The sequence below is a fragment of the Bacillus sp. IT-79MI2 genome, from assembly GCF_949768135.1.
GTDB classification, from domain to species: Bacteria; Bacillota; Bacilli; order Bacillales; family Bacillaceae_G; genus Bacillus_A; species Bacillus_A pseudomycoides.
The window spans coordinates 227,662-241,619 of the sequence record NZ_CATKPV010000073.1 but is presented as its reverse complement, the minus strand read 5'-3'; the positions used below and the strand labels follow the sequence as shown (position 1 = coordinate 241,619).

Here is a 13,958-nt window from a genome sequence, read left to right as displayed (position 1 = left end):
TTAAAAATGTTTACATATATAATAAAATGCATATATATAGTTAGTGAGAAATTACGAAGTACACGAATTAGGGTAAAACTTCCTTTGTATATAGTTTATTAATGTTCATTTTAGAAGATTGAAAAGAAATTGAATAGATTAATATGAATGGAAGAATTATATAAGATTAATAGAAAGGAATTTCATAGAATGGGAAATGTATTTAATGTAAAAAGCATTATAGTCACAATAGTGGCTGTTGTTGCGATCGCAGTGGGGTATTTTATGTTTCAATCAATCACATCACCAGCTAGGGCAGTAGCAAATCAAGCGAATTCTTTACAGCTTGCAAGTGAGCAGTCAAAAGTGGAGATGAATAAAACAGCACCAAGTCAATTTAATGGTCAAGTCAGAAAAGTTGCCTACCTTACATTTGATGATGGGCCAGGAAAATATACGGCTGAACTACTAAATATATTAAAACAAAATGATGCGAAAGCAACATTTTTCTTAATCGGTGCAAATGTAAAACAATTTGCAGATTTAGTAAAGCGTGAGAAAGCAGAAGGTCATTATGTGGGTATGCATAGTATGACACATGATTTCAAAAAATTGTATACAAATGGCGAGTATGTGAATGAAATGAAAGAAGATCAAGGCTTAATAGCAAATATTATTGGAGAATTTCCGAAATTAACACGTCCTCCGTACGGTTCTATGCCTGGTTTAAATGAAGCGCTTCGTAATAAAGTAGTAGAAGATGGCTTAAAAGTTTGGGATTGGACGATTGACTCTTTAGATTGGAGATATAATAAAATGCCTGTTGATGCTGCTTCAGCAAAAATTGTTGAAAATGTAATTACAGGTGCAACGAATCCTAAAGAAGTTATCTTAATGCATGATATTCATCCGCAATCTGTTGCAGCAGTACCGGCAATTATAAAAGGATTAAAAGAAAAAGGTTATGAATTTGAAGCGTATCATGAAGGTGATCACTTCCCGTTGAATTTTTGGCATGACAAACGTATGTAACATAGGAGGAAAAGAAGTTGGGTTATAGAAAATTAGCACTAGTTGGAGCATTATCAGTAGGATTATTATCAGGTTGTTTTGGCGAAAAGCCAGAAGAAAATCTATTTGTTGCATTTGAAAACGCAGCTAAACAAGAAAAGTCATTGTTTGAAGATGCGAAAAAATTAGAGACGCTGGAAAAACAAGGACAGGAATTATATGCTCAAATTATAAAAGAAGGAAAAGAGCATAATGAGGCTGTTGCCCAAAAATTAGACCAAGCAGTTTCAAATGTGGGCGAGCGTGAAAAAATATTAAAAAATGAAAAAGATGCATTAGAGAAAGCACAGAAAGAGACGAACTCAGTTCAAAGTAATGTAGAGAAAATTGAAGATAAAAAAATACAAAAACAAGCGAAAAAAGTAGAAGAAGCTTATAAGAATCGTTATGATGCTTTTCAAAAAATGAACGAAAGCTATATGAAATCAATGGCGATTGAAAAAGAACTTTATGCGGAGTTAAAAGTAAAAGAAACAAAGTTAAAAGAAATCGGCGAGAAAGTGAAAGCTGTAAATCAATTAACGGAAGAAATGCAAAAAGAAAAAGAGAAGTTCAATGGATATACAAAAGAGTATAATGAAGGAAAACTAGCATTCTATAAGGAAGCGAAAATTAAGGTTAAGGAACAAAAATAAAGTACATAAATCCAAATTAAAAAACTGCCATAAATCCTTTCTTTTTAGGGGGAGAGAGCATCCGGCCATGCATAGAAGTGGTCAGATCCTCTTCTTGCCCCATGCTAAGTGAAAACAGAGAGAGAAAACGAGTGCAAGTCACCTATTTTCTTTGTAGCAGCGATTTATATGTCGAAAAATCAAAGTGGATTTATATAGTATGATGTTAGGTAATACGTAAATTTAAGGTGTAAGGCTCAAATGCGAAAAGGTAATGAAATACCTTAATCAAATAATATAGACAAAAAAGCCGAAAGACATTTAAAATATAATGTTTTTCGGTTTTTTTAACTTGTAGGACAGAAAAGACTGGAAATGAAATTCTAAAAGAGTTATAGTTTAATGTTTAAGGAGAAAAAAGATGTTTCAGAAAAGAAATGATGAACATCATATAAGTAAGGAGAATGAAAAATGACATATGAATTTTTACTCAAATTAGGTTTGGCACTCTTTTTAGGTTTATTTATAGGGATTGACAGGCAACTAAAGAATAAACCACTCGGTGTGAAAACAAGTATGGTCATTTCTGTAGCAAGTTGTTTAATTACGATGGTTTCGATTGAATCTGTGAATGTTTACTCTTCACCAGGACATACAAATATGGACCCAATGCGTTTAGCAGCACAAATTGTAAGTGGTGTTGGTTTCCTTGGGGCAGGTGTAATTTTAAGAAGAAATAATGATGTGATTTCAGGATTAACAACAGCATCAATGGTTTGGGCAGCATCTGCTTTAGGGATTGCAATTGGGGCAGGCTTTTATATACAAGCAATAGTTGCGATGATTTTAATTATATTAGCTATAAATGTATTGCCACACCTTGTTAAAATAGCAGGTCCTTATTCTTTAAGACAAAGGGATTTAGCGATTAAAATTATCGTAAAAGAGCACCGAGAATTAGATGGCATTTTTAAACAAATTAAAAACTTAAACATGCAAGTGAAACGCGTGAAAATTAAAGATATTGATAGTGAATCTCAGCAATTAGAAATGGTTATATTAGCACCTGAAGATTTATATACAACCGAATTATACAGTTCCTTAAAGGAAATTGATCATATTGTTTCGGTTGAGGTTGAAAGTAGATAATTATAAAGTTTAATGAGTGAAACAAGATTAAATCAAAAAAGGGTGATGAAATTCACCCTTTTTTATTTGAAAAGTATTGTTTTTTTACACTATTATGAGTAGGAATAACCATCCTTTAGTTTTAGAAAAAATAAAGAAGTTAAGCGAAAGATGAAGAACCTCCCATGATTAAAATTCCACTTTATCAGCAGGGAAAACAAGACCGATTTGTTGTCTAGCCTCCCATAATTTTTTTGCTTTAACCTTGAATAAACCGCTGTAAGAGAAAAGTCTTATAATATACGTGAATCTTCGATAGATCTAGTTGTGATTGTATTTGTTCCAACTATTCCAACTTTAAAATGTTTTTGATATGAATTGCCATAGGAAATTAATTATATAGGGAAGAAAGGGAAATATTAAATGATTTGCTTAATTGATATAGATCCTATGTTCCCCTTTGGTATAATGAGGGACAAGAGGGGGAGAGGAAATGGATATAACAATTAGAAAGGCAACAGAAAAGGATATAAAAGGGATCGCAAAAGTGCATGTTGATAGTTGGAAAATAACATATAAAGGAATAATATCTGATGAAATCATAGACAATGCAACGTATGAAAGTCGGGAAAAGCAATGGGAAAATATCTTTAAACAAGCAGTAGGAAATGAATATAGGTATGTGGCAGAAACGTTTGATCAGAAAATTATAGGATTTATTGATGGTGGTCATGAAAGAACAGGAAAGTATAATTGTGACGGAGAACTGTATGCGATTTACTTATTGAAAGAATATCAAGGAAATAAATTAGGAAAGAGATTATTTCAAGAACTTGTGTCAGAATTTATAAAAAATGATATGTCTTCTGTATTAGTATGGGTTGTTTCTAGTAATCCTTCTAAGCTTTTTTATGAAAAATTTAGACCAGAACTCATTGATACAAAATTTTTGAAAAGGTTAGATGTAGAAGAAACAGCATATTGTTGGAGAAATATTAAAAGTCTGTATAAGAGCTTAACATAATAAAATAATTATATTATGTTAACAGTTGTTGTTATTGTATTGTAGGATTGAATAAAAATAAAATATGAAGTTTTCAGCTTACGAATGTATTTAGCCCATGGGAAGGTGTATTCATACTAGGACTTTTATTACAGAATTAAAAAATGTATACTTTTTACCAATAAATACCAAGTATAAAACGTGTGATTTTTAAACATTTTAATATATAAAGGAGGTGAACGGTAATGGCTAGAAATCGTAATTCAAATCAGTTAGCATCAAACGGAGCACAAGCAGCTCTTGATCAAATGAAGTATGAAATTGCACAGGAATTTGGTGTACAACTCGGAGCCGATACTTCTTCACGTGCGAATGGTTCTGTAGGTGGTGAAATCACAAAACGCCTTGTAGCTATGGCAGAACAACAGCTTGGTGGCGGGTATACTCGTTAATTTAAAGCAGTATGAAAGAAAGGAAGAATTCTTCCTTTCTTTTTTGTATAGCTTTTACTAAAACAAAAGTGAGTTTTCCATTTAATAGCACGAATATACTGTTGTAAGGATTGGGAAAATAGAAGTAATGCTATGATATACTCCAATTTCTTTTGTTATATAAGTTGAAAAGCAGACAAAATGTGATAACCCTGATGAAATTTAAAAATGAATTTCATCAGGGTTACTATATGGAAAGAAATACGTGAGGAAGGGTCTCGAAATCAACATGCTAAAAAAAGAAAACTGTTGTTTAATTGCACTTGCATCTGTTCCACTTGTTATGACATTAGGAAATTCGATGCTAATTCCAATCCTTCCGACACTTGAAAAAAAACTCCATATCTCTTCTTTTCAAGTATCCATGATTATTACATTATATTCTATCGTTGCTATTGTATTGATTCCGATTGCTGGGTATTTATCGGATCGCTGGGGACGTAAAATGGTAATGGTTCCAAGTTTGTTAATTGCAGCTATCGGTGGTGCAATAACGGGTTGGGTATCATGGAAAGTGGAAAATCCATATGTTTGGATTCTAATTGGAAGAGCGATTCAAGGGATAGGTGCTGCTGGAGCGATGCCAGTTGTAATCCCATGTGTTGGCGATTTATATAAAGATGAAAAACAAGTAAGTACGGGATTAGGGATTATTGAAACGTCAAATACATTTGGGAAAGTTCTAAGTCCAATATTAGGTTCTGCTCTCGCAGCAGTAGTATGGTTTTTACCATTTTGGTCCATTCCAGTTTTATGTGCAGTTGCTATCATCTTATTATTACTGTTAGTAAAAGCAAAGAAACAAGAAAATCAAGCACCACCTCTCAAAGAATTCATTCAATCAATTGGTTCGACTTTCCAAGAAAAGGGAAGATGGTTAGTCGCAATTTTTGCATTAGGTGCTATCATTATGCTCATATTATTTGGAATTCTTTTTTATTTGTCTACGATATTGGAAGAGAAATATAACATTCATGGAATTTGGAAAGGATGTATACTTGCGATTCCGTTGCTTGTATTATCAATAAGTTCATACATGGCAGGAAAGAAAATTGGTGATGACCAAGATGTTATGAAAAAATGTATATATATCGGGTTTATATTAGCAGCCGCGTCTGTTATACTTCCATTATTTTTAAAAGGCATTTACTTGTTAATTCTTTGTCTTGTTGTTATGGGAAGCGGAATCGGGATTGCTTTACCGTGTTTAGATGCTCTTATTACACAAGGAATTGAAAAAGAACAAAGAGGAACTGTTACCTCTTTTTATAGTTCAATGCGTTTTATTGGTGTAGCAGCGGGACCACCTCTGTATTCTTACTTTATGAAGGGTACAGATCATGAAGTATTTTACGTAACCTGTATATTTGCAGTTGTTGGAGCAATTATTACAATTGTGTGGATTAAGCCTAAAAAGAATAATAAACCTTTAAATTCAGTTCCGGAACCTAAATCTTAATTCGAAATTTTATAAGAGATATTAAAAAATCCATCCGCAAATGATTGCAAATGGATTTTTTAATATCTCATTTCAACTTGTTAGTTCTCTTTCGTATGATCAACATAGCGACCATAATCGGGTATTGTTAGTTAATCGGAATTTTCAATAAGTTTATTCAGGCCCGCTGTTAATGACTTATCGGATATCGGAATTCCATATAAGTAACTGCTCCTTTTATGAACATTATACAAGAAATACAACTTTAATTATTGTTTAACAATTACCTATAAATATACTGAACCGTTATACTTTCTTTTCTAAAAAATGAGTTGTTTTAGCATGTAAAGAGCAACTCCCCAAATAATAACCCCTGAAATTTTATTTAGAATTGCAATTGTGTTTCCTGATGAATGTAATTTTCCAAGCACGCGCCCTGCAAATGCTAAGCCAATAAACCAAAGCCAAGAAACTATAATTGTTGTAAAAGTAAAGGCCCATTTTTCGCTGCCTACATATTGAATAGAGTTTGTGCCAATGACGCCAATTGTATCTAAAATTGCATGTGGATTCAATAAGGAAACAGAAGCGGCAAAGATAATTTGCTTTTTGATAGTCATCGTTTTTGCTTCAATCGTCTCTTTTGTAGAATCACTTTTCCAAATCATCCATCCCATATAAATCAGAAAGAAAAATCCAATTACATAAAGTGTTGTTGTTAGCCATGAAAAGGTCAGAAGCATAAGTGATACCCCTTGTACTGCAATCAAAATTAAAATTGTATCGCAGATTGATGCGGTTAGGACAACTGGTGTAGCCCGTAAAATATTTGGCTGACTAGCACCTTGGTTAAAGACAAAGACGTTTTGTACACCTAATGGAATAATGAGTCCAAACGCAAGAACCATTCCGTGAAGAATTGCTTCAATCATTTTATTTCCTCCCATATAAATTACTGAAATATGATAGTGTATATTGTATAAAAGAAAATCGAAATTGTATCCATCCATATGGTTGGATAACAAACCAACCAAAAATCAGTGGAGTGATAATATGGAACGATTTGACTGGAAGCCAATATTTACGTCTTTCTTATTCATATGCCTCAATGCATGATATAGAGAACGGGATTGAAATGGTTGCGAGATTGATAAAGAATCTCTCAGTATAATAATCACAATTTTTAGAAGTGAAAAATGATATCATAAATACCAGTAATTGAAAAAGGAGAAGAAATATGAAACAATATGTCATTTGTCAGGTTATCGATGGAACAAAGTATTTAGCTGCCTATGCAGAAACAAAACAAGAAGCGATTGAAAAAGCAGAATTATTAGGGTTAAGGACGGGAAGCCGCTACGTTGTTGTTACTGCTGAAGAAGCGGAGGGATTACAGTATCCCTAATTGTTAAGCTACTAAAATAGAGAGAAAGAGTGAATCTAAGATTCGCTCTTTTTTCATATTTGTATAAAATTAACTTCAAATATCATTTCTTTGTTTCTAAGATAATACTATACTTATTTCTGTATATTATAATATTTTATTTGAAAACAGTAATAAGAATGCTGTATGAGCTTATAAGTATTATTTTAACCATAGAAAATACATAGATGATAGAGGAGAGAATAAAATGAATGAAGTAAACATACGGCCTAAAAAAAGGTCTAAGTATCGTATTATGTTAGGAACGTGGTATTACTCTGTAAAAAGGAATATTCAATGGTTAACGGATGGGAAAAAGTATGCTAAAACTTTTCAACAAGAAAAGTTACCTTGTACTGTTATACAGCATCGAACGATACTGCTTCGTAAACTTAAAGATGTAGATATGTGGTATCAAGAGAATAAAATTATTAATTTGAAAATCGCTATTAAACAGTTAAATGGTGTTGTAATTAAGCCGGGAGAAACATTTTCTTATTGGCGTTTGATAGGTAAGACTACAAAGAGAAAAGGATATGTAGAAGGAATGGTATTGCATTATGGTATTTTTAAACCAGGAGTTGGAGGTGGGCTTTGTCAACTTTCAAATTTAATATACTGGATGACATTACATACAACACTAACCGTAACAGAGCGATATCGTCATAGCTATGATGTATTTCCTGATTCAAAGCGTACACAGCCGTTTGGAAGTGGTGCGACTTGCTCCTATAACTATCTTGATTTACAAATAAAAAATGAAACAGATCAAGCTTATCAACTTCATCTTTACGTGACAGATGAACACTTAGTAGGGGAATGGAGAACAGCCTATCCTCAGCTTTACCAATATGAAGTATATGAAAAAGAACATGCAATTAAGCCAGCGTATTGGGGTGGCTATATCCGATGTAATGTCATACATCGTAGAGCGTTTAATCAACAAAAACAGTTTGTTGAGGATCAATATGTAACGGGAAATCACGCAATAATGATGTATGAGCCACTTCTGGCTTATAGTAGTGGTAAAAGTGAGGAGTAGTACTTTATGAAGAAGCCTAATAAAATGAAACTTTAATTTTACGGGTAGTTAATCTTACCTCTAACATCTAACATCTTTACTTTCGTCGGACTTTGAGTTGGAGGTATTATTGTTCGTAAGTAGTAGGATAAAACATTTAGTTTATTAGGCTTATTTCTTTTTTATGATTTAGTGGTCTTACAATATCCATGTGAAAATAATGAAAAAAGTAAATGAATACAGTAAGAGGTATTTTTCTAAGGATTCTATGGATAGCGATGCTAATTTCTTTTTCAAATTCGATTCCCGTTTCTAAATCGATTAATATATGTTTTGAAATTCCAAGACTGTAAAAATTTTTCGGTAGCGTTAAAACCAGACTGATAAAGCCATTCTTTTTCCTCAGTAGTTAATTGGAATTTTGTACTTGTAATTGTTCCAGTTGGAATTGCAATGGTTCTTGCTTTCGATTCTTTATCTAGATGGCGTAAGTCATGTGCTTGCATCATCGTTTTGAATAAGCCTTTAAACATCGAGATGGGATCTTCATAAGGGACAGGTTCAGCTTGTATTTCATTTTTTACAAAATGAAAGCCAAAAGTTGGCCAACGGGGTATATTAGGTGAGTCAAAAATCCAAATTGGATAATTACTAAGAAGACCTCCATCAACCATATAACAAGGTTGTTTCCATTTAGGTGTTTTCCATTTTACTGGTTCGAAATAGAAAGGGATAGTACTGCTCATTCTAACAGCTTTTGCGATAGAGAAATCTTGATTTGTAAATCCATAGTTTGGTAAATCATCAGGGAAAATAACCATCTTTCCATTACTAATATCTGAGGCAATGATTTTTAAGTTTTGTGGATTAGATAAGTCGCTAAAATTATGAATCCCTTTTTTGTGTAGTAAGTCTTCTAACCATGTTTCTAAAAAATCATTTGAATAAATCCCTAATTTAGCCCATGCATTTAATCCCTTTCCTACAAAAGGAATTTTCTCAAGTAAAGTTTTTTTTATAAATTGATGATAATTAACGTTACTAATAATTATTTTTAATTCTTCACAAGAGTAACCTGCTGCCAGAAGGGCTGCAATAATAGCTCCAGCTGATGTTCCCGCTACACGTTCACATTCATAGCCTTGCTTTGCTAATGCACAAATTGCACCAACATGTGCAATTCCTCGAACGCCGCCACCTTCAAAGACACCATCGATGTTCATAGAAATAATTCCTTTCAAAGATTGGATTTGCCGTATAGCAAAAAAGCACGTGATTCACGTGCTTTTTTACAATAGTTTTTAAAGCTACTTAGCAACCGATGAAGCCACCCCAGCAGCTAGCTCCAATGATGATTAAAAGGATGAATAAAACGATTAATAAAGCGAAACCGCCGTAACCACAACCGCCACCGCAACTACCACCAAAACCGCCGTAACCGCCGTAACCGCCGCCACCGCAACTGCCACCAAAACCGCCGTAACCGTAACCCATATGGAATGCCTCCTTATAATAAGAGTTGGAATAAAGAAAAATGAACAATTAGAGGATCTGCTATAAGGAATTATGAAAGATCGTGTTTGTAGGAACACTGTATACTATGCTGTTTTAAACTTATTCGCGTCCTAGGGATAAGCCCGTTTTTTTGAATAGCTTATTTCGATTTTTTAGGATGAAGGATGTACTGTATGTGTGTTATGATACGGATAAGCACATTTACGTAAGGAGAAGTTATGAGAAACCAGATTGATTTATTAATTGATAAATATGATTTAACACATATGAAACCAGAACTATTAGCTACTATATTTCCATGTGTAAAAGTTATTCCGAGACAAGAGGAGTCACTTTCAATTGGCTGTTCAAAGATGGGGGGAATGCCTGATGTTCCATCTACATTTGAATACCCAACTTATGAAGGGAAGGCATTAGATTTTATTGCACAATTCAATCTAGCTGACCTACAAGGCGTGAACATAGAGCATGACTTACCTAAAACAGGTATGTTGTATTTCTTCTATAATGGCAATTATCAATATGAAGGTACTTGGCGTGTTCTATATTATAACGTTTCGCTAGAACAATTACAGAGGATAAGTGGTCAACCATCAAAATATACACAATGTGCATTATCATTTAAGCTAACATATAAACTCCCTGAGCTATTTATTGAAGATGAAGCTGATTCGGATCGTTTTCTACAACTATTAGAGGAATTAATGCCAGATCATTATGATAATCATCAAGTATTTGGTGAACCGTTCTCAGTGCAAAGAGAAGTATTTGAGGAGGCTGGAGAATATGCTGGTATTAATGATCAGGATATGACATTGTTATTCCAAGTTGACTCTGACTATACAAATTGTAATATGATGTGGGGAGATTTAGGGATGCTGTATTTCTGCATTGGAAATGAAGATTTAAAGCAACGTCGTTTTGAAAATACATGCTGTGTATTGCAGTCTTGTTAGAAGGAAAAGCAGTAGTTAATTCTTATTGAGGAGTTTACTGCTTTTCTTTTATGATATATTTTTTAAAAATTCGATATTTAGTGATGATAAAATAATGATTAATAAATATGCACAATCCCATATTTTCTTTTTGAAAAAGTATTGTATACTTTAAAAATATATGAACATTGTTTATGATTTTAAGTAGAAGGGCGTGACAAGATGAGATGAAGAAATCAAACAAGTACTTAACAGCTGTCGCACTTTGTTCAACGATTATGATTGGTGGTTTACAAGTTCCTGCAGTATCTTATGCAGCTACAAATGAAAAAGTAGACGATATAAAACCGGATACCAAATTATTAAAAAGTTTCCAAAAAGAATTAAAAAAACATATTGATAATCGTGAAGAAAATATTACAATCGCATATAAAACAAAAGCTAAGAATGGTAGAGAAGTGATGGATACGCTCTATAAAGAGTATACTAAGATAGTAGATGCAGATGAGTACTTAAAATACAATGTAGCAAGTACAAAATATTCAATTCATGGTATACCAGGAAATTATACTTTTACATTAAAAATTACATATCGTGAATCAAAAGAACAAACGCAACATGTAAAGGCGCAAGCAAAATCAATTATAAGTTCTATTTTGAAGGTTGGCATGGATGAGCATGAAAAAGTGAAAGCAATTCATGATTATGTTGTGAAACATGTTTCATACGATACTTCCTATAAAGCTTATACGGCGTATGAAGCGTTGGTGAATCGTTCAGCGGTTTGTCAAGGATATACATTATTAACCTATCAATTATTAAAAGAAGCAGGTATTCAATCCCATATCGTAACTGGGATGGGGGATGGGCAAGCGCATGCCTGGAATCTAGTGAATATCGATGGGAAATGGTATCATCTCGATACTACGTTTGATGATCCGGTTCCAGATAAAGAGGGACGTGTAACCTATTCATATTTTAATATGTCTGATGAACAATTAAGTAAAGATCATAGCTGGGATCGGAGTAAATATCCGGCAGCAACAACAAATTATTATAATGAATTAACAAGTAAAATCAAAGTAGGAAGTCCAAAAACACTGGTATATCAGCAAATGTTAAAGGATACAAATCTTGTATATTTATCTGCTAAATATGGAGCGGATAACTACAATGAATTAAAGAAAAAATTACAGAAGCAATTTGCAGGACAACCTAAAAAAGTAGAAGTGCGCTATAAGCAGTCTATGGATGGAACGATGCAAGATGTTAAAAAAGTATTAAATGAAATTTCTTGGCCAAACGGAGTGAAACGAGTTTCTTATCAAGTAGCTCCATATAGTGCGCAAGCTGACTATTCATTGGCGACGATTACGTTTAAGTATTAATGAAAAGAGTATCTTCCGTAGATACTCTTTTTTCTTAGTTGTTAGTAGCAAGGGAAGCTAAAATAACTAAGTCATATAAAATGAAACTTTAATCAGTGGGGCTTTCTCCATTCCCCACTGATTATTAGCCCTCACCAATCTGGCTTTTACGGGCAGTTGCTCCTCTTTGCTTCTGCTGAATTTTGAGGTGGGGATCTTACTGCCCGCAAATAGCGGGATAAAACTATTATTTTTAGAATGGATAACACATGATTAAAACTCTATTTATTGTTAAGTTATGTTAAAATTATAAAAAATAGAAATGGGTTGAATGATGTGTCTTTATTTGAAAATGATATATTTGCAATGATTTACTTGTGCGTCATGATAGGCCTTATTGTGTTATTTGTCGTATCTTTCACTCTTTTCATTCGGAGATTACTAATAAATTCTTCTACAAAAAATGTTCATTCCGACCAGATAGAGAAAAAACTCGATAAAATTATTGAATTACTTGAAAAAGATAAAAAATAATTAAATAGAAATAGACGAACGGTGTATTGGGGGAGTTAAGATGGCTGATTACATTAGAAAGCTACGAACAAAAGTAGGGCATGAATGTGTGATATTAAATTTTTCTGGTGGCTGTGTTTTTAACGAAGCAGGTGAAGTACTTCTTCAAAAAAGGGGAGATAACGGAGGATGGGGATTTCCAGGAGGAGCAATGGAGATTGGAGAATCGGCTGAAGAAACTGCAATTCGAGAAATAAGGGAAGAGACTGGGTATATGGTGCAAGTAGATGAGTTTATAGGCGTATATACAAAATATTTTCATACATATCCGAATGGGGATCAAGTACAGACGATTGGATTGTGCTTTAAATGCTCTATAATTGGTGGAAGTAAAAAGATAGAGGGGGAAGAAACTTTAGATTTACAGTTTTTCCCGTTAGATCAAATACCTGTACTATTTAATGAACAGCATAAGGATTGTTTGCAAGATATTCTGAAAGGGAAAACAGCTGTATATCGTTAATAAAATAATATTTTAACAAAGTCTGCAAAAAAGAAGCCAATATAAATTGACTTCTTTTTTCTTTATATGTTTATTTCCACCAATCATCAAACATTGATGCCGGTGTTTGTCTTTTATGTTCACTTACTGTATAACGTTTTTCGATTTTTTCGGCAACGCCTTCAGGAACTGCTTTTCCTTCTAAGTAATCATCTAGTTGATCGTATGTAATGCCTAATTCTGTTTCGTCAGCTTGACCTGGCTTTTCGTCTAATAAATCAGCTGTTGGCATTTTTAAGTAAAGACGTTCTTCAGCACCTAATTCTTGTAATAAAGCTCTTCCTTGACGTTTTGTTAGGCCTGTAAGTGGTAGAAGGTCAGCACCGCCATCTCCAAATTTTGTGAAGAATCCTGTTACAGCCTCAGCAGCGTGATCTGTTCCGATAACAAGTAAACCTTGTTGTCCGCCAATTGCATATTGTGTGACCATACGAATGCGAGCTTTGACGTTTCCTTTATTGAAGTCTGTTAATGACTCTCCTAATAAGTCTTTATATTGGTTTGAAAATGCATCAACTGTTGTTGCAATATCGAAAGCAACAGATTGTTCAGGTTTAATAAATTGTAGTGCTAACTGTGCATCATCTTCATCTTTTTGTACGTGATATGGAAGACGTACAGCAATAAATGTTACGTTGCCTCCTTCATTGCGAACTTCTTCAACTGCAAGTTGTGCTAAGCGACCTGCTAGTGTAGAATCTTGCCCACCACTAATTCCAAGCACAAATCCTTTTGCACCTGTTTTTCTTAAATAGTCCTTTAAGAAATCAATTCGTTTACGAATTTCTGCTTTCGGATCAATTATAGGTTGAACATGCAGCGCTTCCATAATTTGTTCTTGTAATGTCATTATGTTTTCCTCCTATTCATATAGAACAAGCAATACGTTTATATGTAC

Annotated in this window: 16 protein-coding genes; 12 read left to right on the top strand and 4 right to left on the bottom strand. The window is 33.5% G+C overall.

All coding sequences use genetic code 11. The features are described from left to right. Positions 1-189: 189 nt before the first annotated feature. The 6 genes from ACM6HU_RS19640 to ACM6HU_RS19615 all read left to right on the top strand — a co-directional run bounded on the left by ACM6HU_RS19640 (position 190) and on the right by ACM6HU_RS19615 (position 5,745). Complete coding sequence (locus ACM6HU_RS19640; protein ID WP_016114542.1) at positions 190-1,011, top strand: peptidoglycan-N-acetylglucosamine deacetylase; 822 nt, start codon at positions 190-192, stop codon at positions 1,009-1,011. A gap of 17 nt (positions 1,012-1,028) precedes the next feature. Then, on the top strand, positions 1,029-1,685 hold the full coding sequence (locus ACM6HU_RS19635; RefSeq protein ID WP_016114543.1) for a YkyA family protein: 657 nt from the start codon (positions 1,029-1,031) through the stop codon (positions 1,683-1,685). 450 nt (positions 1,686-2,135) lie between these two features. Beyond that, positions 2,136-2,813, top strand: a complete 678-nt coding sequence (locus ACM6HU_RS19630) for an MgtC/SapB family protein (protein ID WP_003197014.1) — start codon at positions 2,136-2,138, stop codon at positions 2,811-2,813. Positions 2,814-3,285: 472 nt separating this feature from the next. Next, positions 3,286-3,816 (top strand): GNAT family N-acetyltransferase, encoded by a 531-nt coding sequence (locus ACM6HU_RS19625; protein WP_016114544.1) that lies wholly within the window; start codon positions 3,286-3,288, stop codon positions 3,814-3,816. Between the two features lie 224 nt (positions 3,817-4,040). Then, positions 4,041-4,247 carry an alpha/beta-type small acid-soluble spore protein gene (locus ACM6HU_RS19620; protein WP_016114545.1) on the top strand — a complete coding sequence of 69 codons (207 nt, stop codon included), beginning with the start codon at positions 4,041-4,043 and terminating at the stop codon, positions 4,245-4,247. 268 nt (positions 4,248-4,515) lie between these two features. Beyond that, the gene (locus ACM6HU_RS19615) at positions 4,516-5,745 is read left to right on the top strand and encodes an MFS transporter (RefSeq protein WP_016114546.1); all 1,230 of its coding nucleotides are present in this window, start codon (positions 4,516-4,518) and stop codon (positions 5,743-5,745) included. Between the two features lie 299 nt (positions 5,746-6,044). Here ACM6HU_RS19615 and ACM6HU_RS19610 read toward each other — a convergent pair whose 3' ends face one another. Further along, entirely contained in the window at positions 6,045-6,656 is a 612-nt protein-coding gene (locus ACM6HU_RS19610; protein WP_016114547.1) for a LysE/ArgO family amino acid transporter, read from the bottom strand. 305 nt (positions 6,657-6,961) lie between these two features. Here ACM6HU_RS19610 and ACM6HU_RS19605 point away from each other — a divergent pair, with 305 nt between their 5' ends. Together ACM6HU_RS19605 and ACM6HU_RS19600 are read left to right on the top strand one after the other, a co-directional pair. Continuing rightward, complete coding sequence (locus tag ACM6HU_RS19605; RefSeq protein ID WP_003197025.1) at positions 6,962-7,129, top strand: DUF3933 family protein; 168 nt, start codon at positions 6,962-6,964, stop codon at positions 7,127-7,129. A 226-nt stretch (positions 7,130-7,355) separates the two neighbouring features. Then, a complete protein-coding gene (locus ACM6HU_RS19600) occupies positions 7,356-8,189 on the top strand; it encodes a VanW family protein (RefSeq protein WP_016114548.1) in 834 nt (277 codons plus the stop codon). 272 nt (positions 8,190-8,461) lie between these two features. Here ACM6HU_RS19600 and ACM6HU_RS19595 read toward each other — a convergent pair whose 3' ends face one another. Further along, a complete protein-coding gene (locus tag ACM6HU_RS19595; protein WP_016114549.1) occupies positions 8,462-9,391 on the bottom strand; it encodes a patatin-like phospholipase family protein in 930 nt (309 codons plus the stop codon). Between the two features lie 88 nt (positions 9,392-9,479). After that, complete coding sequence (locus ACM6HU_RS19590) at positions 9,480-9,662, bottom strand: YjcZ family sporulation protein (protein ID WP_016114550.1); 183 nt, start codon at positions 9,660-9,662, stop codon at positions 9,480-9,482. A gap of 239 nt (positions 9,663-9,901) precedes the next feature. Here ACM6HU_RS19590 and ACM6HU_RS19585 point away from each other — a divergent pair, with 239 nt between their 5' ends. From ACM6HU_RS19585 to ACM6HU_RS19570, 4 genes are all read left to right on the top strand, one after another. Beyond that, a complete protein-coding gene (locus tag ACM6HU_RS19585; RefSeq protein WP_414848399.1) occupies positions 9,902-10,639 on the top strand; it encodes a YwqG family protein in 738 nt (245 codons plus the stop codon). A 206-nt stretch (positions 10,640-10,845) separates the two neighbouring features. After that, on the top strand, positions 10,846-12,006 hold the full coding sequence (locus tag ACM6HU_RS19580) for a transglutaminase domain-containing protein (RefSeq protein ID WP_016114552.1): 1,161 nt from the start codon (positions 10,846-10,848) through the stop codon (positions 12,004-12,006). Positions 12,007-12,321: 315 nt separating this feature from the next. Further along, entirely contained in the window at positions 12,322-12,519 is a 198-nt protein-coding gene (locus ACM6HU_RS19575) for a DUF4083 domain-containing protein (RefSeq protein WP_077294406.1), read from the top strand. Between the two features lie 40 nt (positions 12,520-12,559). Continuing rightward, positions 12,560-13,021, top strand: a complete 462-nt coding sequence (locus ACM6HU_RS19570; protein ID WP_414848398.1) for an NUDIX hydrolase — start codon at positions 12,560-12,562, stop codon at positions 13,019-13,021. 70 nt (positions 13,022-13,091) lie between these two features. On the opposite strand, the gene nadE is transcribed toward ACM6HU_RS19570, so the two are convergent. Further along, positions 13,092-13,910, bottom strand: coding sequence for an ammonia-dependent NAD(+) synthetase (nadE, locus tag ACM6HU_RS19565; RefSeq protein WP_016114554.1), 819 nt, complete (start codon positions 13,908-13,910; stop codon positions 13,092-13,094). Between the last annotated feature and the right edge of the window lie 48 nt (positions 13,911-13,958).

Coding starts and splice junctions, on each gene's coding strand:
- ACM6HU_RS19630 (WP_003197014.1), top strand. CDS start 2,136: ATGACATATGAATTTTTACTCAAATTAGGTTTGGCACTCTTTTTAGGT.
- ACM6HU_RS19615 (WP_016114546.1), top strand. CDS start 4,516: ATGCTAAAAAAAGAAAACTGTTGTTTAATTGCACTTGCATCTGTTCCA.
- ACM6HU_RS19625 (WP_016114544.1), top strand. CDS start 3,286: ATGGATATAACAATTAGAAAGGCAACAGAAAAGGATATAAAAGGGATC.
- ACM6HU_RS19620 (WP_016114545.1), top strand. CDS start 4,041: ATGGCTAGAAATCGTAATTCAAATCAGTTAGCATCAAACGGAGCACAA.
- ACM6HU_RS19595 (WP_016114549.1), bottom strand. CDS start 9,391: ATGAACATCGATGGTGTCTTTGAAGGTGGCGGCGTTCGAGGAATTGCA.
- ACM6HU_RS19640 (WP_016114542.1), top strand. CDS start 190: ATGGGAAATGTATTTAATGTAAAAAGCATTATAGTCACAATAGTGGCT.
- ACM6HU_RS19610 (WP_016114547.1), bottom strand. CDS start 6,656: ATGATTGAAGCAATTCTTCACGGAATGGTTCTTGCGTTTGGACTCATT.
- ACM6HU_RS19585 (WP_414848399.1), top strand. CDS start 9,902: ATGAGAAACCAGATTGATTTATTAATTGATAAATATGATTTAACACAT.
- ACM6HU_RS19590 (WP_016114550.1), bottom strand. CDS start 9,662: ATGGGTTACGGTTACGGCGGTTTTGGTGGCAGTTGCGGTGGCGGCGGT.
- ACM6HU_RS19580 (WP_016114552.1), top strand. CDS start 10,846: ATGAAGAAATCAAACAAGTACTTAACAGCTGTCGCACTTTGTTCAACG.
- ACM6HU_RS19600 (WP_016114548.1), top strand. CDS start 7,356: ATGAATGAAGTAAACATACGGCCTAAAAAAAGGTCTAAGTATCGTATT.
- ACM6HU_RS19605 (WP_003197025.1), top strand. CDS start 6,962: ATGAAACAATATGTCATTTGTCAGGTTATCGATGGAACAAAGTATTTA.
- ACM6HU_RS19570 (WP_414848398.1), top strand. CDS start 12,560: ATGGCTGATTACATTAGAAAGCTACGAACAAAAGTAGGGCATGAATGT.
- nadE (WP_016114554.1), bottom strand. CDS start 13,910: ATGACATTACAAGAACAAATTATGGAAGCGCTGCATGTTCAACCTATA.